The sequence below is a fragment of the Drancourtella massiliensis genome (assembly GCF_016900655.1).
Lineage (GTDB): Bacteria > Bacillota > Clostridia > Lachnospirales > Lachnospiraceae > Sellimonas > Sellimonas catena.
This window is the reverse complement of record NZ_JACJKH010000007.1, coordinates 46,692-63,986: the sequence shown is the minus strand read 5'-3', so window position 1 is coordinate 63,986 and position 17,295 is coordinate 46,692. Positions and strand designations below refer to the sequence as shown.

Here is a 17,295-nt window from a genome sequence, read left to right as displayed (position 1 = left end):
TTACCCGGGTGAGGAGGACTGCCGTTTTTGACGCAGTGAGAAAGAAAGTGCTCAGATCATGAAAAAAATGTTGAAAGAAGGCAGAATGTCGGTTATAATACAAAACAGCGATGAACGCTGGCGCGGAAATGACAAAGAAAGAATGAGCATAAGGGAGTAGTTGGCACTTTCGGTGTGACAAAGTCAACATATTGGAGCGATCCTGGCTTTGTATGAAACAACGAGACTTATCTGTATCAGAAGATGATATGGGTAGGACTCGATTTTTTTTGCTCTTTTTACGGAAGTTCTGCGCAGATTTTAAGGGAAGAAAAAACAACCAGGAGGAAAAAGAAATGGGATTTTTGGAACTGTTTTTCATAGCAGTGGGCCTTGCCATGGACGCATTTGCAGTATCCATCTGTAAAGGACTGTCTGTGGGAGTGGCAAAACCGAAATACATATTGTGTGTAGGACTTTATTTCGGAGGATTTCAGGCATTGATGCCGACCATTGGATATTTTGTAGGTGTGAATTTTAAGGGAGCTATTCAGAGTGTGGATCACTGGATCGCATTTATTCTGCTGGCCATCATCGGAGGAAATATGATCCGGGAGTCCAGAGGAGAAGAGGAATGCGTGGGTGCACGGTTTGACGTGAAGGAAATGACTGCGCTGGCAGTGGCGACCAGTATCGATGCTCTGGCAGTCGGCGTGACATTTGCGTTTCTGGATGTCAATATTGCCCCGGCAGCAGCGTTTATCGGCTGCCTGACATTTGTGATTTCAGCAGCCGGCCTGAAAATCGGTACGGTATTCGGAACAAAATACAGAAATAAAGCGGAATGTTTCGGCGGAATTGTCCTGATTCTGATCGGACTCAAAATTCTTCTGGAGCATCTTGGCATATTTTAGCATTGTAAAAGAGGGCAAAACGAAGTAAAATAAAAGAAGTATTTTGACATGGAACGGGGTTTGACAATGAATGAAAAACAATTTCAAGACCAGAAAATTGTCCTGATTGACGGACACAGTATTCTGAACAGGGCATTTTACGGACTTCCGGATCTGACCAATGCCGAAGGACTTCATACGAATGCAGTTTATGGATTTTTAAATATTCTTTTTAAAATACTCGAGGAGGAAAAGCCGGAATATCTGACGGTTGCCTTTGATGTTCATGCGCCGACATTCCGGCATGAGATGTACAAGGAGTATAAAGGCACGAGAAAGCCGATGGCGGAAGAGCTCCGGCAGCAGGTTCCGGTGATCAAAGAGGTTCTGAAAGCGATGGGGATCCGACTGATTGAACAGGCAGGACTCGAGGCGGACGACCTGATCGGGACACTTTCCAGACGCTGCGAGGAGGCGGGCATGCAGGTCGTTGTCCTTTCCGGAGACCGGGATCTTCTTCAGCTTGCCACAAAGAAAGTAAAAATCCGTATCCCGAAGACGAAGCAGGGACGGACTGAAGTGGAAGATTATCTGGAAGAGGATGTAAAAGAAAAGTACCAGGTGACGCCGAAAGAGTTTATCGATGTCAAGGCGCTGATGGGAGATACTTCTGACAATATTCCGGGCGTTCCGAGCATCGGAGAGAAGACAGCGACGAAGATTATCGTGGAGTATCAGACGATCGAGAATGCATATGCCCATGTGGACGAACTTAAGCCTCCGAGGGCGGCAAAAGCATTGAAAGAGCATTACGATCTGGCACAGATGAGCAAGGAACTTGCGACGATCAATGTCCATGCGGATTTTCCGTATGAAGTGGAAGAAGGAAAGATTGGAGAACTCTTTACTGCTGAAGCATATGAGTGGTTCCAGAAGCTGGAATTTAAAAATCTGCTTGGAAAGTTTGAGATTCAGGCTCCGGCTTCCGAAATTGAGGACAGTTTTGTGACCGTAACAGACCCTGCCGGCATGGATGCTGTATTTGAAAAGGCGGCAGGGGCCGGGACTGTAGGTGTTGTTCTGGAGCGGAATACGGAGAATGTTCTTCCGTTATTTGCCGCAATGAGCGGTATTTCCGGAGCGGTGCTTGCCTTTTCAGCAGACGGGAAGGACGAGATCGTTTCCATTCAGACCGGAAACGGGATTTCCGCGGATGCTCTTATGGAACGTCTGTCCGCTCTGACAGAAAGCCGGGCGCAGATTTCCATGTTTGACGTAAAAAAAGAACTGCCGCATGTCCGGACATGCAGACGGGAGAATTTCTTTGATGTTCATGTGGCCGCCTACCTGTTAAATCCGCTCAAGAGCTCCTATGAGCCTGACGATGTGGCAAGAGAATATCTGGATCTTACGATTGATGCGAAGCTTTCTGAAGAGAAAAAGAGCTGTTATGAGGCGTATACGATGTACCGGGCAGCAGACGTACTCCGGGAAAAGCTGAAAGAATACGGCATGGAAGCACTTTTTGATGAAATCGAGATGCCGCTTGTGTTTGCGCTTTTTGATATGGAGCAGGCAGGCGTGAAAGTGGAAGCGGAAGCCCTGAAAGAATACGGACAGGATCTTGGCGTCCAGATCGAAAGACTGGAGGCGGAGATTTTTGAACTGGCAGGGGAAACCTTTAATATCAATTCCCCGAAACAGCTGGGAGTCGTTCTTTTTGAACACCTGGAGCTTCCTCATGGAAAGAAGACGAAGACAGGATATTCCACAGCGGCAGATATTCTGGAAAAGCTGGCGCCGGACTATCCGGTCGTATCGAAGATTCTGGAATACAGGCAGCTGGCAAAGCTGAAATCCACCTACGCGGACGGCCTGGTGAATTTTATTTCGGAGGATCACCGGATTCACGGTACTTTTAACCAGACTGTTACGGCGACCGGCCGGATCAGCAGTACGGAGCCGAATCTTCAGAATATCCCGATCCGGATGGAACTGGGAAGACAGATCCGGAAAGTCTTTGTGCCGGAGGAAGGATTCGTGTTTGTGGATGCGGATTATTCCCAGATTGAGCTTCGGATTCTGGCGCACTGTTCAGATGATGAGGCGCTGATTCAGGCATATAAGGAGGCAAAAGACATCCACAGGACGACGGCATCCCAGGTATTCCATACACCGTTTGACGAGGTGACAGATCTGCAGAGAAGAAATGCGAAGGCGGTCAATTTCGGGATTGTCTACGGGATCAGTTCCTTTGGGCTTAGTCAGGACTTGAGCATTACAAGAAAAGAAGCAGCAGAATATATTGACCGCTATTTCGAAACCTATCCGGGTGTCAAGGCATATCTGGACGGAGAAGTAGCTTTCGCAAAAGAGCACGGATATGTGACAACGATTTTTGGAAGAAGAAGACCGGTTCCGGAGCTTTCTTCCAGCAACTTCATGCAGAGAAGTTTTGGAGAACGTGTGGCAATGAATTCCCCGATTCAGGGGGCAGCGGCAGACATCATGAAGATTGCGATGATCCGTGTCAATCAGCGGCTTCGTGAGGAACAGATGGAGTCCCGCATTGTCATTCAGGTACACGATGAGCTTCTGGTAGAGGCCAGAATCGATGAAGTAGAGAAAGTTAAAGAGATACTGAAAGAAGAGATGGAACATGCCGCAGATCTGAAGGTTCCGCTGATTGCAGATATGAGCGTCGGATCAAACTGGTATGAGGCCAAATAGAGAAAAGTCAGGAATTCAGATGAAAACAATAGGAATAACAGGAGGAGTCGGGACCGGAAAAAGCACGGTCCTCGGCTTCCTGGAGACAGACTTTCAGGCAGTTGTCTGCGAAGCGGACAAGGTGGCGCATAAGCTTCAGGAGCCTGGAGAGGTCTGCTATGAGGAAATTATAGAGAAGTTTGGATGCGGAATTCTTGACGGGGATGGAAAGATTGACCGGAAAAAGCTGGGAAACATTGTGTTTGCTGATGAAAAAAAGCTTCAAAGGCTGAACCGGATTGTACACCCCCGGGTCAAGGAATACATCCGAAAGAAAAAAGAGGAAGAAAAAGAGGCTGGTACGCGGATTTTTGTCGTCGAGGCAGCGCTTCTGATCGAGGATCATTATGAGGAGATCTGTGATGAACTCTGGTATATCCATACGCCGGATGAAGTCCGCAGAAAGCGGCTGAAAGAAAGCCGGGGATATACGGACGAAAGGATAGACGGAATCATGAAGAACCAGAAATCGGAAGAACAGTTCCGGAACGCATGCAGCGTAGTGATTGAAAACGGAGAGGATTTTAAAGAGACTTGCATCCAGATCAAAGAAGCGTTAGAATCGTACTAGAAACTTTGAAGGAGAAAGGAAAACATGAGAATTTGCAGTATAGCCAGCGGAAGCAGCGGAAACTGTATTTATGTAGGAGATGAACATACACACGTGCTGGTCGATACCGGGATCAGCAAGAAGCGGATCGAGGAAGGACTGAAGGATCTGGATGTGAAAGGGGACGAGCTGGACGGGATTTTTATTACCCATGAGCACGCCGACCATATTCAGGGGCTTGGAGTTTTCAGCAGAAAGTACGGCATTCCGATCTACGCCACAAAAGGAACGATCGAAGGAATCCGGAATTATAAAAGTCTTGGGAAAATGCCGGAGGGACTGCTCCATGAGATTCGCGCGGATGAGCCGTTTACTTTAAAAGAGCTGACAGTACGGCCATTTCGGATTTCACACGATGCAAATGAACCGACAGGATACCGCTTCGAAAATGGAAAGAAAGCGGCCGCTGTTGCGACAGATCTGGGGATCTATGATGATTATACTGTGGAGAATCTGAAAAATCTGGACGCGGTTCTTCTGGAGGCCAATCATGACATACATATGCTGGAAGTCGGTGTCTACCCGTATTACCTGAAACAGCGGGTGATGGGAAACCGGGGACATCTTTCCAATGAATCTTCCGGCAGACTGCTGTGCGACATCCTGCACGATGATCTGAAATGCGTGATGCTTGGACATCTGAGCAAGGAGAATAATTATGCCGAGCTGGCCTATGAAACAGTGAAACTGGAAGTCACTCTCGGGGATAATCCATACAAAGGAGAGGACATTCCGATTATGGTTGCCAAAAGAGACACCAGATCGGATATCATTACCGTATAGGAAGAAAACAAAGAAAAGGAGAGGATGGTATGAGTCGTGTTGCCGTTTTGACGGACAGCAACAGTGGAATTACACAGGCAGAAGGGAAGGAACTTGGAATCGGAATCCTTCCGATGCCGTTTTTTATCGATGGGGAAGAATATTTTGAGGAAATTACCTTATCCCAGGAAGAATTTTACGAGCGCCTGAAAGCAAATCATGATATTAAAACTTCCCAGCCTGCGCCGGGGGATGTCATGGGATTGTGGGACAAATATCTGGAAGAGTACGATGAAATTGTCTATATTCCGATGTCCAGCGGGCTGAGCAGTTCCTGCGAGACTGCCATGATGCTGGCGGATGATTATGACGGACGTGTGCAGGTAGTCAACAACCAGAGGATTTCCGTGACGCAGCGGCAGTCTGTCAAGGACGCCATCTGGCTTGCATCCGAAGGAAAATCCGCAGCCGGGATCCGGGAAATTCTGGAAAAAAACAAATTTGAATCCAGTATTTACATTACTGTGGACACGCTGAAATATCTGAAAAAGGGCGGAAGAATCACACCGGCCGCTGCAGCAATCGGAACAGTCCTGAATCTGAAACCGGTTCTGCAGATCCAGGGAGAAAAGCTGGATGCCTATGCCAAGGTCAGAGGATGGAAACAGGCGAAGAAGACAATGCTCGACGCCATGGAAAAAGACCTGCTTCACCGTTTTGGAAATCAGCCGGTACACCTCGAAGCAGCATACACCTGCTCTGATGAGGAAGCGCAGAAGTGGAAAGAAGAGATTGAGGACAGATTCCCTCAGTATAAAGTGGAGATGGACCGCCTTTCCTTAAGTGTTGCCTGCCACATTGGACCGGGGGCGATGGCCGTTGCATGTTCCAAAGTGATTACACTTTAAAATCAGAAAAAGACTCTCTTTTGAGACGGAAGATGAAAAGAAATCATCTACGCTCCCAAAGAGAGTCTCTTTTTTATACGACTATACAATCACAAGCGGATGACTGTATTCATTGCAGAACGGAGTTTTAAATTTGTTGCTGATGACAGATTCATACAGGTTGGATGCAAAAATATCCAGATGAAGCATCTGTTCGCCGCGTTCAGACAGTGCGTCCATATCGCTGAGTTTGGGAATCAGCGGAACTGACGAACGATTTTTGATCAGGGAAAGGACTTCCCTGTCTTTCCGTACGAATCCAAGCATTCTGGCATAATGAACCATCCGGTCTTCTCTTAACTGTTCAAAGAGGGAGGAACGGATTCCGAGGATGACGTGCAGAAGCGCCCGGCTGATCCTGGAATACGTCACTTCTTTTGTCTTTAACAGGTCGCAGAACTGGTCAAAATTCTGAAAGTCATTCAGATGTTTCATGATCCGGTTGGCAAGCTCTTCGGAAATATCGGCATAGCGGGTCAGGGTTCCGCGGCTTTCCTGCATCAGCTGGTATTTGACGAGCAATGAAAAATCATTGCTGTATACCGGATAGCGGATCAGGTGGGTCCGCTCAAGCAGGGAGACACATTCCGGCGGCACATGGTCTTCCAGTCTTGTCAGAACAGAGGAAAGCTTTGGCTCATCGTAAGGAGTATCCATGTCTGTCCGAAGGGAACTGCCGGAGAACAAAAGAAGTTTCCGAATAGCGGTAGCGGAGCTGAAACCGCCGTCCGTCTCCAGTGTGTCCGCATGATACCGGGAATCTTTCCGAAGAATCGTATAGGGCCGTATGGAACTTTTTAGACGGATCAAAGCCTTGATGTACTCCACCCCAAGCGTATTATTCGGACTGGAAAGAATCCGGGAAAGGGATCTGTCCTTCAGATAATCCGACAGAGCCCTTTCTCTGGCCCTGGGAAAGGCAATCCCTTCTTTTAAGTAGGAACGCAGAATCATGCGGTAATCTTCGGGTTCATCCGCAAGCACTTGCGCAATCCGGGTTAAAGAATCAATCTCTCCGCATTCGCTTCCAAAACAAAGGGAATCAACACAGCCCAGACTGTCCAGAAGCGCAACGGCACCCTGTGCAAAATACTCGGCGCTCCCGGTGGAAAAGCAGACCGGAAGCTCCAGAACAAGGGATGCCCCGGATTTCAGAGCCACTTTAGCCCTGAGATGTTTGGGCATGATGGCAGGAGCTCCTCTTTGTACAAAATTTCCGCTCATGACGACGATCACAGCGTCTGCTCCGGTCACTTCTTTTGACTTCTGTATATGATATTCGTGCCCATTGTGAAATGGATTGTATTCTGTAATTAAACCAACTATTTTCATAATTTTCTTGTAATATCCTCCTTGTTGTGATTATACTATAAAAGGAATCCGCTTGCAAAATAATATGGCGGCAGGAAAGGAGGATACACATGAACGAAACAAATCTGCTGGAGCTTTTGGATGAACGAAAATTTAAAGAACTGAAAGAAGAACTTGGGAATATGTATCCTGTCGATATTGCCGCACTGCTGGAGGAGGTAGATGAAAGGCAGATTGTTCTGATTTTCCGTCTCCTCGGCAAGGAAGAAGCGGCAGAGACCTTTACCTATATGAGCAGCGAGACAAGAGAATTCCTGATTAATGCGCTGACGGATTCCGAGCTGGAAGAAGTCATGGATGAGATGTACCTTGATGATACAGTCGACGTCCTGGAAGAAATGCCTGCCAATGTGGTAGACAGGCTTCTGATGGCGACTGATGAAGAGACGAGAAAGCAGATCAACGCGCTTTTGCAGTATCCGGAGGACAGTGCCGGAAGTGTCATGAATATCGACTACGTCAGTTTCCGGAAAGAAATGACGGTAGAAGAGGCGATTTTGAAGATCCGCCAGGTCGGTATTAACCGGGAGACGATTTATACCTGTTACGTGACAGAAAAGAAGAAGCTGATCGGATGGGTGGATATCAAAGATCTTCTGACATCCAGTGAAAGTAAGACGATTGAAGAGATTATGGATACGAACGTCCTTTACGCGCATACCCATGATGATCAGGAAGACGTAGCCAGTATGATCCGGAAGTACGGTCTTGTGGCAATCCCGATTGTGGATAACGAGATGTGCATGGTCGGTATCGTTACCGTTGACGACGCGATGATTGTCCTGCAGGAAGAAGCAACGGAAGATATCAGTATGATGGCCGGTGTCAGTCCGAACGATGACTCGTACTTCGGAACGAGCGTCTGGCGCCACGCCCTTTCCCGTATCCCGTGGCTGCTGTTTTTAATGCTTTCTGCGACGGCAAGCGGACTTTTGCTTGCCTACTATGAAAATGCCATGTCAGCCATGCCGATTCTGATTACGCTGATTCCGATGCTGATGGGAACGGGCGGAAACTGCGGCTCTCAGAGCTCCACATTGATGATCCGCGGACTTGCGGTCGGGGAAATCCGTTTTAAAGATATTTTCCGGGTGATTTTCAAAGAACTCCGGATTGCATTGATTGTCGGCGCGGTCCTTTCTGTCGCGAATGGAATCAGGATTTATATTATGTATAATGATATCAAGCTTGGTATCGTGATCGGTGTGACGATCATAGCCATTGTCTGTATGGCAAAAGTGGTGGGATGTACCCTGCCGCTGATCGCAAAGAGAATCGGACTGGATCCGGCTCTCATGGCGACACCTTTGATCTCCACGCTTCTTGACACAGGGACAATCCTTGTTTATTTTGCGATTGTCACAATGATGTTTGAATTATAAACGCTTAAAAAGGGAAATTGTACTAAAAAAGAGACAGATTATCTCTTGTATACAATTTCCCTTTACGTTATAATAGTGATATCTGAGAATATATGGAAAGGAGTCATTAAATCATGGGATTTATTGATGAAATCAAGGCAAAGGCCAAAGCAGATCTCAAGACAATTGTACTTCCGGAGACAGAAGATGCCCGGACCTATGAGGCTGCCGAGGCAATTTTAAAAGAGGGGACAGCCAGACTGGTTCTGATCGGAAGTGAAGAAGAAATCGCGAAGAATAAGGGAAGCTTCGATATCAGCGGTGCACAGATTGTAGATCCGGCAAAGAGTGAAAAGACAGAGAGCTATATTGCAAAGCTGGTGGAATTAAGACAGAAAAAAGGTATGACTGAGGAACAGGCAAGAGAGCTTCTTCTGACCAACTATCCATATTACGGAGTAATGATGGTAAAGATGGGCGACGCAGACGGAATGGTTTCCGGAGCATGCCATTCTACAGCTGACACACTTCGTCCGTGTCTGCAGATTCTCAAGACGAAACCTGGAACAAAGCTTGTATCCGCATTCTTTATCATGGTAGTACCGGACTGTGATATGGGAGAAAACGGAACATTTGTATTCGGTGACTGCGGTCTGAATCAGAATCCGACACCGGAAGAGCTTGCAGCAATCGCAATTTCCTCCGCAGAGAGCTTCAAACAGCTTGTAGGAGCAGAGCCGAGAGTGGCAATGCTTTCTCATTCCTCAAAGGGAAGTGCAAAGCATGATGATGTCACAAAAGTAGTAGAGGCGGTTAAGATCGCGAAAGAACAGGCTCCGGATCTGATGCTGGATGGAGAACTTCAGTTAGACGCGGCGATCGTTCCTTCCGTAGGAGCTTCAAAAGCTCCGGACAGCCCGGTTGCAGGAAAGGCAAATGTCCTGATCTTCCCTGACCTGGATGCAGGAAATATCGGTTATAAGTTAGTGCAGAGACTGGCAAAGGCAGAAGCATACGGACCAATGACTCAGGGAATCGCGGCTCCTGTAAATGACCTTTCCAGAGGATGCAGCGCCAAAGATATCGAAGGTGTTGTTGCAATTACAGCAGTGCAGTGCCAGTCAAAATAGAAAGGAAGAAAAGAAAAATGAAAATTTTAGTTATTAACTGCGGAAGCTCTTCATTAAAATACCAGCTCATCGATATGGAAAATGAGAGTGTTCTTGCAAAAGGACTTTGCGAGAGAATCGGGATCGACGGATCCAAACTGACACACAAACCGACAGGAAAAGAAAACTACAGTGTAGAGACTCCGATGGAAGACCACAAAGTGGCTGTACAGCTTGTGCTGGACGCTCTGATGGACAAAGAACACGGTGTTATCGAAAGCACAGATGATATCACAGCAATCGGACACCGCGTACTGCATGCCGGAACGATCTACAGCGACGCAACTTTGATCAACGATGATGTTAAGAAAGTTATCCGTGACTGCTTTGACCTTGGACCGCTCCACAATCCGGCAAACCTGATCGGAATCGAAGCATGTGAAGCAGCAATGCCGGGCAAACCGAACGTTGCAGTATTCGATACCGCTTTCGGTATGAAGATCCCGGAAAAAGCGGCAATGTACGCAATTCCATATGAATATTATGAGAAATACAGCATCAGAAGATACGGTTTCCATGGTACAAGCCATATGTTCGTATCCGGCGAGACACTGAAATGCCTCGGAAAAGACGATGCAAAAGTAATCGTATGCCACCTTGGAAACGGAGCCAGCATCTCAGCTTCCATCGGCGGAAAATGCGTTGATACAAGTATGGGTCTGACACCCCTTGAAGGACTGATCATGGGAACAAGAAGCGGTGACCTTGATCCGGCTGTCCTGCAGTTTATCTGCAACCATGAGAATATCGATATCAACGAAATGCTCAACATCCTGAACAAGAAATCCGGTGTTCTCGGAATGAGCGGTGTATCTTCCGATTTCCGTGATGTAAGAGCAGCAGCAGACGAAGGAAATGAACGTGCGATCATGGCACTTGACGCTTACAGATACCGTGTGGCAAAATATATCGGTTCCTACACAGCTGCAATGAACGGTGTAGATGCAATCACATTTACTGCAGGTGTAGGCGAAAACGATACTCAGATGAGAGAAGAAATCTGTGAATACCTTGGATACCTTGGTGTGAAGATTGATAAAGAAAAGAACGCTCAGGCGCGCGGAGTGGCATCCGAGATTTCTACGGAAGACTCCAAAGTCAAAGTATATGTCATCCCGACAAACGAAGAGCTTGCGATTGCACGTGAGACAAAAGCACTGGTTTAATCTCCTCAGACAGTAAAAAAACTGTTGACAAAATGAAATGACATGATATAATAGTCAAGGTATGAATAGGAGCAATGAATATGCTGTTAAACCTATCCGATGTACTGTCCGAACAGCACAAACCGATTGATGCCGTCCTTCCGCTTGAGATGGAGGCGATGAAACTGCCAGGCGGTCCTTTCCCTCTTGTGGAGAAGAGCAGCGTGCAGATTCATATTGAGCATGTAAAAGGAAAAGAGATTTCTGTCTCCGGTTCCTGCAGTCTGACTGCAGTGATTCCGTGCGACCGTTGTCTCAGTCCGGTGAAAGTTCCGATGGAGATTTCTTTTGAGAGACATGCCGTTGTCGGTGGAGAGACTGCAGAGACAGACGAAGAATCAGATTATATTGACGGATATCATCTTGACGTCGACAAATTACTCTATTATGAGATTTTGATAGGATGGCCGACAAAAACCCTGTGCAGGGAAGACTGCAAAGGACTTTGCAGTGTATGTGGTCAGAACCTAAACGAGGGTACCTGCGATTGTGAAGATCCGGGTCTTGATCCAAGAATGTCAGTTATCCGCGATCTGTTTAAGAATTTTAAGGAGGTGTAACCGATGTCAATTTGTCCAAAGAATAAAACTTCTAAAGCAAGACGCGACAAGAGAAGAGCAAACTGGAAAATGAGCGCTCCGAATCTTGTAAAATGCAGCAAATGCGGCGCACTTATGATGCCTCACAGAGTTTGCAAAGCTTGCGGAAGCTATAACAAGAAAGAAATCATTTCCGTAGAAGACTAATGGAAATACCGAAAAACGGGGATTTGCAAATATGCAGATCCCTTTTTTCATGCCGGTTTACCACATAATTACCACAAATTTGCCGTAATTTATGGTGAAAAAAGAGCAACTATGTTAAGATAAAAAGAAACCAACCGGAAAAGAGGCTGATATACGATGTGGAATATGGAAAAAGTAACTTTGGTGACAAACAACGATAGAGTGTACCGAAAATATAAAGATGACATGGAAGTCATTCTTCTGGACTCTTACAGAGACGTACTGATCAAGGTAAGAGACCTTGTGTATGACCGGCATATCCTTCTGACCCACCCTCAGGCGTCCAGCCTGAAGCCGAACCAGACGCCGTTCCGTTCGGTTATGGTATACCCGAAAGGGGAGGAAGATAATACGAAAGATATCATGCTGATTGAAAAATGCATTGAAACATACGAACAGTGGCAGGAAATTGCCCCGACACCGGACCACTATCAGAAAAACGTAGAAGAAGACTTTAAGACCATCGACCTTTCGGTAATTGAAAATATCGTTCCGAGACTGATGTAAGGGAATTGGTATATGAAGAGGAATGAAAAGTACTTTAAAGGACTGACAAGACGGGATTATATTGCGAAAGCGAATGAGATTATTCATCAGGAGGGGATCGGCGCGGTGACGATCCGGCGGATTGCAAAGGAGATGGACTGTTCTACGGCAAGTCTGTACCGCTATTTTGACAGCAGGGATGAACTGTTATACTATGCAGAGCTTGGGGAGCTGAACTATTATATCCAGCGTCTGAACGCGGCGGAGAAGCACTGGAAAAATGTGTGGGATATCTATGTTGGGGTATGGTACTGCTATTCCATGGAGGCATTCCGGAAGCCTGAGGCATATAATCTTCTCTTTTTCGAAAATAACAATAACAAGCTGCGTGTTTCCATCAGAGAGTATTATAAGATGTTTCCGGAAAACCTGATGCTCTCCAACAGGGTCTTCCACGAGATGCTTCAGACAGGGGACTTCATGGGGCGTGATTTTGAAATGTGCAGAAAGTGTATCCGTTCCAATGCGATTGGATACGATAATGCGGTATCGTTGAACCGGATGGTCTGCCTTCTGTTCAAAGGATATTTCAAGACGGTCTGTGACGATGGAATTGAGGAAAAGGATGTAAACGGAAGGGTAAGACTCTTTATTCGTGATATTGAAAAGCTGGTTCGAATGTTTGCGAAAGACTTGAAAGGATATAAGGAATATCAAATTCAATAAGGGGCGTCTTCAGACGGGAAAACTGTCTGAAGGCGTCTTTTTTTGGTGGAAATGCTGAACTTATAGAACTTATCGAAAAAATGTATAGAAAGATTGAATAAAAAACTTGATAATTGTAAGACAAAATCATATAATAGGGATAAAGAACAAGAAAAAAGATAACAAAGTTTTTTTTTGACTTAAAGTTATCGCGATTACAAAGAAGGAGGGATTTACCTATGAAATTGGAATTAGGGAAGATTAAGATCGACGATATCCAATTTGCAGAAAAGACATATGTGAAAGACCATGTGCTCTATGTCAATAAGGAAGAAGTGGAAGCGCTTGTTCTGGAAGATGACAAATTGATCGGCTGCAGCCTTGACATCGCCCGTCCGGGTGACAGCACACGTATTACACCGGTGAAGGATGTAATCGAACCTAGAGTAAAAGTATCAGGCGGAGAGATTTTCCCTGGAGTTGTAGGGAAAGTAACACCGACAGTAGGCGAAGGAAGAACACATGCGCTGGACGGATGCTGCGTAGTTACCGTTGGACGGATTGTTGGTTTCCAGGAAGGTGTTATCGACATGAGCGGACCGGCAGCAGATTACTGTCCGTTTTCCAAGACTGTAAATCTCTGTGTTGTAATCGAACCTCAGGAAGGGCTTGAGACCCACGTATATGAAAAAGCGGGAAGAATGGCAGGACTGAAAGTTGCAGCTTACCTTGGAGAAGCAGGAAGAAACATTGAACCGGATACACTGGAAACATATGAGACGAAGCCGATTTTTGAGCAGGCCGCAATGTATCCTGATCTTCCGAAAGTAGGATATATCCACATGCTTCAGTCACAGGGACTCCTCCACGATACATATTACTATGGAGTTGACGCAAAACAGTTCGTACCGACATTCATGTATCCGACAGAAATCATGGACGGCGCGATCGTATCCGGAAACTGTGTAGCTCCGTGTGACAAGGTTACGACCTATCACCACTTCCACAACCCGGTTATCGAGGACTGCTATAAGCATCACGGAAAAGACATCAACTTTATGGGTGTCATCCTTACGAATGAAAACGTATTCCTTGCTGATAAAGAGAGACATTCTGACATGGTTGCAAAATTGGCAGAATGGATGGGACTTGATGGCGTACTGATCACAGAGGAAGGATACGGAAATCCGGATACCGACCTGATGATGAACTGCCGTAAAGTAGAACGCAAAGGCGTGAAAGTAGTTCTGATCACAGACGAATTCCCGGGAAAAGACGGAAAATCCCAGTCTCTGGCAGATACATGCGATGAGGCGGATGCACTTTCCTCCTGTGGACAGGGAAATGCGACATTACAGTTCCCGGCTATGGACAAAGTGATCGGTACTATGGATTACATCGAAAGCCAGATCGGCGGATGGGCAGGATGTGTCAATGAAGACGGTTCCTTTGAGGCAGAGCTTCAGATCATCATTGCATCTACGATCGCAAACGGCTTTAACCACCTTGCAGCAAGGGGATATTAAGATTTGGAAGGAGGATCCAAAATGGCAAAATATAAAATTGTTCATTATATTAACCAGTTCTTTGCCGGTATCGGCGGTGAGGAAAAGGCAGATTACAAACCGGAAGTAAGAGAAGAGGCTCTTGGACCAGGAGCAGCTCTTGCACAGGCTCTTGGTGAAGATTATGAAATCGTAGCTACAGTAATCTGCGGTGACAACTATTTCGGAGAAAATCTGGATGAAGCAACCGATACGATTATCGACATGGTAAAGAAATATGAACCGGACGTCTTCTTTGCAGGACCGGCATTCAACGCAGGACGTTACGGCGTTGCATGTGGAACGATCTGTAAAGCAGTGGAAGAAAGACTCGGTATTCCGGTGCTGACAGCAGCCTATGAGGAGAACCCTGGTGTTGATATGTTCCGCAAGGACGTGATCACAGTAAAGACAGGAAACTCCGCAGCTACAATGAGAAAAGTACTTCCGTCCATCGTAAATCTGATCAAGAAGATGGCAACAGGCGAAGAGATTCTTGGACCGAATGAAGAAAATTATCACGAAAGAGGAATCCGTGTCAACTACTTCGCGGAAGAAAGAGGATCCGAACGTGCCATCAAGATGCTTGTAAAGAAGATGAAAGGCGAGCCGTTTGAGACAGACCTTCCGATGCCGAAATTTGACAGGGTACCGCCTGCACCGGCAATCAAGGATATCAAACATGCGAAGATCGCGGTTGTTACTTCCGGTGGTGTTGTTCCGGTTGGAAACCCGGATCATATCGAATCTTCCAATGCAACGAAGTTCGGAATCTACTCCATCGAAGGAAAAGATTCTATGAGCCCGGAAGAGTTTACAACAATCCATGGTGGATATGACCGTCAGTTCGTTATGGCAAATCCGAACCTGGTAGTTCCGCTTGATGTACTTCGTGAAATGGAAAGAGACGGAGAGTTCGGTGAACTCGTAAACTTCTTCTGTACAACAACAGGTACAGGAACTGCGACAGGATCTGCAGCAAAATTTGGTGATGAGATCGGTAAGATCCTCACAGAACAGGAGCATGTTGACGGGGTTATCCTCGTCAGCACATGAGGTACCTGTACTCGTTGCGGTGCAACGATGGTTAAAGGAATCGAAAAATATGGGGTTCCGGTAGTACATATGGCAACGGTAGTTCCGATTTCCCTTACAATCGGCGCCAACAGAATTATCCCAGGTGTTGGTATTCCGTATCCGCTTGGTGATCCAACCCAGGGCGAAGTGGATTCCAAGAAGATCCGTAAGAGAATGGTACGCCGGGCGCTCAAAGCACTTCAAACTGAAGTAACCGAGCAGACCGTATTTGAAAAAGACAATTTCTAAAGAAAGATAACTAAAAAATAATAACAGAATCCGGGTACAGTACAGATCTGTACTGTACCCGTTTTTTAATTTTTGATGGATAGGAGGGGACTCTATGGGCAAAGAGAACGGCGCAGTGAACTGGAAGAGAGTTCTGATTCTGGCAGGAGCGGTAATCGCGTTTACCATCGGATCCGGATTTGCGACAGGCCAGGAGATCATTCAATACTATACAGCATATGGCTGGCAGTCAATTCTGGTTATTCTTGGCTTTGCGGTCATGTTTCTGTATTACAATTTTAACTTTGCGAAAGCAGGCGCTGAACAGAAGTTTGAACACGGAAATGATGTTTACAAATATTTTTGCGGAAAATATGTAGGAACATTTTGTGACTATTATTCTACGATTTTCTGCTATATGTCATTTTGGGTTATGATCGGCGGTGCGGCATCTACATTGAATCAGGAGTACGGACTTCCGAACTGGGCAGGTGCAGTCATCCTTACAATCCTTACGACAATTACAGTAGTCGGCGGACTGAATTCTCTCGTTGATGCCATTGGTGTCGTAGGGCCGATTATCGTTGTACTTTGTATTTTTATCGGTCTTGTTACGGTGATTCAGGATGCAGGCAATATTCCGGCAGGACTGGAAGTTATCCGGACAGGTGCCTATGCAGGAGCAGCAGAGGGAGAAACGATCAAAAATGCAGGTGCGAACTGGTTTATTTCAGCAGCTTCCTATGCAGGATTTGTTCTTCTGTGGTTTGCAAGTTTTACGGCAGCGCTGGGATCCAAGAACAAGAAAAAAGATCTTAACTATGGTATCGTAGGTGGCACGGTTGCTGTGTGTGTTGCAATTGCTTTGATCTCTTTCGGCCAGATTGCCAATATCAATACTCCGCTTGAGGACGGAAGCGCTTATGTATGGAATGCAGATATTCCGAACCTGATTCTTGCCATGAAGATCTGGAAACCGTTTTCTGCTATTTTTGCAATTGTTGTATTTGCAGGTATTTATACGACAGCTGTTCCGCTGCTCTATAATCCGGCATCCCGTTTCGCAAAAGAAGGAACTTCCCGTTTTAAAATTTTGACAGTTGTTCTTGCGGTTGTAGGGCTGATCGTCGGGCTGTTCCTTCCATTCAGAACACTCGTTAATGTTATTTATGTTCTGAATGGTTATGTCGGAGCAGTGTTAATTCTGTTTATGATTAAGAAAAATATTACAGATTTCCTTGCTAAAAGGAAAAAAGCATAGCTATTTGCAGAAAATATCTGTCTGTAAAAAACAGCAATCGAAACGGTTGCTGTTTTTTGTGTGGAGTGCGGGCAGGCTCAACCACAATTGTAAGAAATTTGTAAAAGAAGAGGAATTCTTTTAGAAAAGGGATGAAAAATCGA

16 protein-coding genes are annotated in these 17,295 nt (G+C 46.0%); 15 read left to right on the top strand and 1 reads right to left on the bottom strand.

Annotation, left to right across the window (positions count from 1 at the left end; all coding sequences use genetic code 11):
- Window positions 1-335 precede the first annotated feature (335 nt).
- From H6A32_RS05430 to H6A32_RS05410, 5 genes are all read left to right on the top strand, one after another.
- On the top strand, window positions 336-893 hold the full coding sequence (locus H6A32_RS05430) for a manganese efflux pump MntP (protein WP_087168042.1): 558 nt from the start codon (window positions 336-338) through the stop codon (window positions 891-893).
- A 66-nt stretch (window positions 894-959) separates the two neighbouring features.
- Window positions 960-3,602, top strand: coding sequence for a DNA polymerase I (polA, locus tag H6A32_RS05425; RefSeq protein WP_087252097.1), 2,643 nt, complete (start codon window positions 960-962; stop codon window positions 3,600-3,602).
- A gap of 19 nt (window positions 3,603-3,621) precedes the next feature.
- Window positions 3,622-4,212, top strand: a complete 591-nt coding sequence (gene coaE / locus H6A32_RS05420; protein WP_204863893.1) for a dephospho-CoA kinase — start codon at window positions 3,622-3,624, stop codon at window positions 4,210-4,212.
- A gap of 24 nt (window positions 4,213-4,236) precedes the next feature.
- The gene (locus tag H6A32_RS05415; protein WP_087252049.1) at window positions 4,237-5,034 is read left to right on the top strand and encodes an MBL fold metallo-hydrolase; all 798 of its coding nucleotides are present in this window, start codon (window positions 4,237-4,239) and stop codon (window positions 5,032-5,034) included.
- Window positions 5,035-5,063: 29 nt separating this feature from the next.
- Window positions 5,064-5,921, top strand: coding sequence for a DegV family protein (locus H6A32_RS05410; protein ID WP_118635595.1), 858 nt, complete (start codon window positions 5,064-5,066; stop codon window positions 5,919-5,921).
- Between the two features lie 81 nt (window positions 5,922-6,002).
- Here H6A32_RS05410 and H6A32_RS05405 read toward each other — a convergent pair whose 3' ends face one another.
- Window positions 6,003-7,292 (bottom strand): nucleotidyltransferase, encoded by a 1,290-nt coding sequence (locus H6A32_RS05405; protein ID WP_087252048.1) that lies wholly within the window; start codon window positions 7,290-7,292, stop codon window positions 6,003-6,005.
- A gap of 89 nt (window positions 7,293-7,381) precedes the next feature.
- Here H6A32_RS05405 and mgtE point away from each other — a divergent pair, with 89 nt between their 5' ends.
- From mgtE to H6A32_RS05355, 10 genes are all read left to right on the top strand, one after another.
- The gene (gene mgtE, locus H6A32_RS05400) at window positions 7,382-8,713 is read left to right on the top strand and encodes a magnesium transporter (protein ID WP_087168037.1); all 1,332 of its coding nucleotides are present in this window, start codon (window positions 7,382-7,384) and stop codon (window positions 8,711-8,713) included.
- A gap of 113 nt (window positions 8,714-8,826) precedes the next feature.
- On the top strand, window positions 8,827-9,822 hold the full coding sequence (pta, locus tag H6A32_RS05395; protein ID WP_087168036.1) for a phosphate acetyltransferase: 996 nt from the start codon (window positions 8,827-8,829) through the stop codon (window positions 9,820-9,822).
- A 17-nt stretch (window positions 9,823-9,839) separates the two neighbouring features.
- Window positions 9,840-11,027: an acetate kinase gene (locus tag H6A32_RS05390; protein ID WP_087168035.1), complete on the top strand. Its 1,188-nt coding sequence runs from the start codon at window positions 9,840-9,842 to the stop codon at window positions 11,025-11,027.
- An 80-nt stretch (window positions 11,028-11,107) separates the two neighbouring features.
- A complete protein-coding gene (locus H6A32_RS05385; RefSeq protein ID WP_087168034.1) occupies window positions 11,108-11,626 on the top strand; it encodes a YceD family protein in 519 nt (172 codons plus the stop codon).
- 3 nt (window positions 11,627-11,629) lie between these two features.
- Window positions 11,630-11,812, top strand: coding sequence for a 50S ribosomal protein L32 (gene rpmF, locus H6A32_RS05380; protein ID WP_087168033.1), 183 nt, complete (start codon window positions 11,630-11,632; stop codon window positions 11,810-11,812).
- A gap of 165 nt (window positions 11,813-11,977) precedes the next feature.
- Window positions 11,978-12,358 carry a GrdX family protein gene (locus H6A32_RS05375; protein WP_346342248.1) on the top strand — a complete coding sequence of 127 codons (381 nt, stop codon included), beginning with the start codon at window positions 11,978-11,980 and terminating at the stop codon, window positions 12,356-12,358.
- Between the two features lie 12 nt (window positions 12,359-12,370).
- On the top strand, window positions 12,371-13,063 hold the full coding sequence (locus H6A32_RS05370) for a TetR/AcrR family transcriptional regulator (RefSeq protein ID WP_204863892.1): 693 nt from the start codon (window positions 12,371-12,373) through the stop codon (window positions 13,061-13,063).
- Between the two features lie 218 nt (window positions 13,064-13,281).
- Entirely contained in the window at window positions 13,282-14,568 is a 1,287-nt protein-coding gene (gene grdG, locus H6A32_RS05365; protein WP_087168030.1) for a sarcosine reductase complex component B subunit alpha, read from the top strand.
- A gap of 21 nt (window positions 14,569-14,589) precedes the next feature.
- On the top strand, window positions 14,590-15,912 hold the full coding sequence (gene grdF, locus H6A32_RS05360) for a sarcosine reductase complex component B subunit beta (protein WP_087168029.1): 1,323 nt from the start codon (window positions 14,590-14,592) through the stop codon (window positions 15,910-15,912).
- Between the two features lie 94 nt (window positions 15,913-16,006).
- Window positions 16,007-17,152 (top strand): YkvI family membrane protein, encoded by a 1,146-nt coding sequence (locus H6A32_RS05355; RefSeq protein ID WP_087168028.1) that lies wholly within the window; start codon window positions 16,007-16,009, stop codon window positions 17,150-17,152.
- The last annotated feature ends 143 nt before the right edge of the window (window positions 17,153-17,295 follow it).

What these genes read in the sequence shown, in the direction of transcription:
- H6A32_RS05430 (WP_087168042.1), top strand. Translation starts at nt 336, where the DNA reads ATGGGATTTTTGGAACTGTTTTTCATAGCAGTGGGCCTTGCCATGGAC.
- polA (WP_087252097.1), top strand. Translation starts at nt 960, where the DNA reads ATGAATGAAAAACAATTTCAAGACCAGAAAATTGTCCTGATTGACGGA.
- coaE (WP_204863893.1), top strand. Translation starts at nt 3,622, where the DNA reads ATGAAAACAATAGGAATAACAGGAGGAGTCGGGACCGGAAAAAGCACG.
- H6A32_RS05415 (WP_087252049.1), top strand. Translation starts at nt 4,237, where the DNA reads ATGAGAATTTGCAGTATAGCCAGCGGAAGCAGCGGAAACTGTATTTAT.
- H6A32_RS05410 (WP_118635595.1), top strand. Translation starts at nt 5,064, where the DNA reads ATGAGTCGTGTTGCCGTTTTGACGGACAGCAACAGTGGAATTACACAG.
- H6A32_RS05405 (WP_087252048.1), bottom strand. Translation starts at nt 7,292, where the DNA reads ATGAAAATAGTTGGTTTAATTACAGAATACAATCCATTTCACAATGGG.
- mgtE (WP_087168037.1), top strand. Translation starts at nt 7,382, where the DNA reads ATGAACGAAACAAATCTGCTGGAGCTTTTGGATGAACGAAAATTTAAA.
- pta (WP_087168036.1), top strand. Translation starts at nt 8,827, where the DNA reads ATGGGATTTATTGATGAAATCAAGGCAAAGGCCAAAGCAGATCTCAAG.
- H6A32_RS05390 (WP_087168035.1), top strand. Translation starts at nt 9,840, where the DNA reads ATGAAAATTTTAGTTATTAACTGCGGAAGCTCTTCATTAAAATACCAG.
- H6A32_RS05385 (WP_087168034.1), top strand. Translation starts at nt 11,108, where the DNA reads ATGCTGTTAAACCTATCCGATGTACTGTCCGAACAGCACAAACCGATT.
- rpmF (WP_087168033.1), top strand. Translation starts at nt 11,630, where the DNA reads ATGTCAATTTGTCCAAAGAATAAAACTTCTAAAGCAAGACGCGACAAG.
- H6A32_RS05375 (WP_346342248.1), top strand. Translation starts at nt 11,978, where the DNA reads ATGGAAAAAGTAACTTTGGTGACAAACAACGATAGAGTGTACCGAAAA.
- H6A32_RS05370 (WP_204863892.1), top strand. Translation starts at nt 12,371, where the DNA reads ATGAAGAGGAATGAAAAGTACTTTAAAGGACTGACAAGACGGGATTAT.
- grdG (WP_087168030.1), top strand. Translation starts at nt 13,282, where the DNA reads ATGAAATTGGAATTAGGGAAGATTAAGATCGACGATATCCAATTTGCA.
- H6A32_RS05355 (WP_087168028.1), top strand. Translation starts at nt 16,007, where the DNA reads ATGGGCAAAGAGAACGGCGCAGTGAACTGGAAGAGAGTTCTGATTCTG.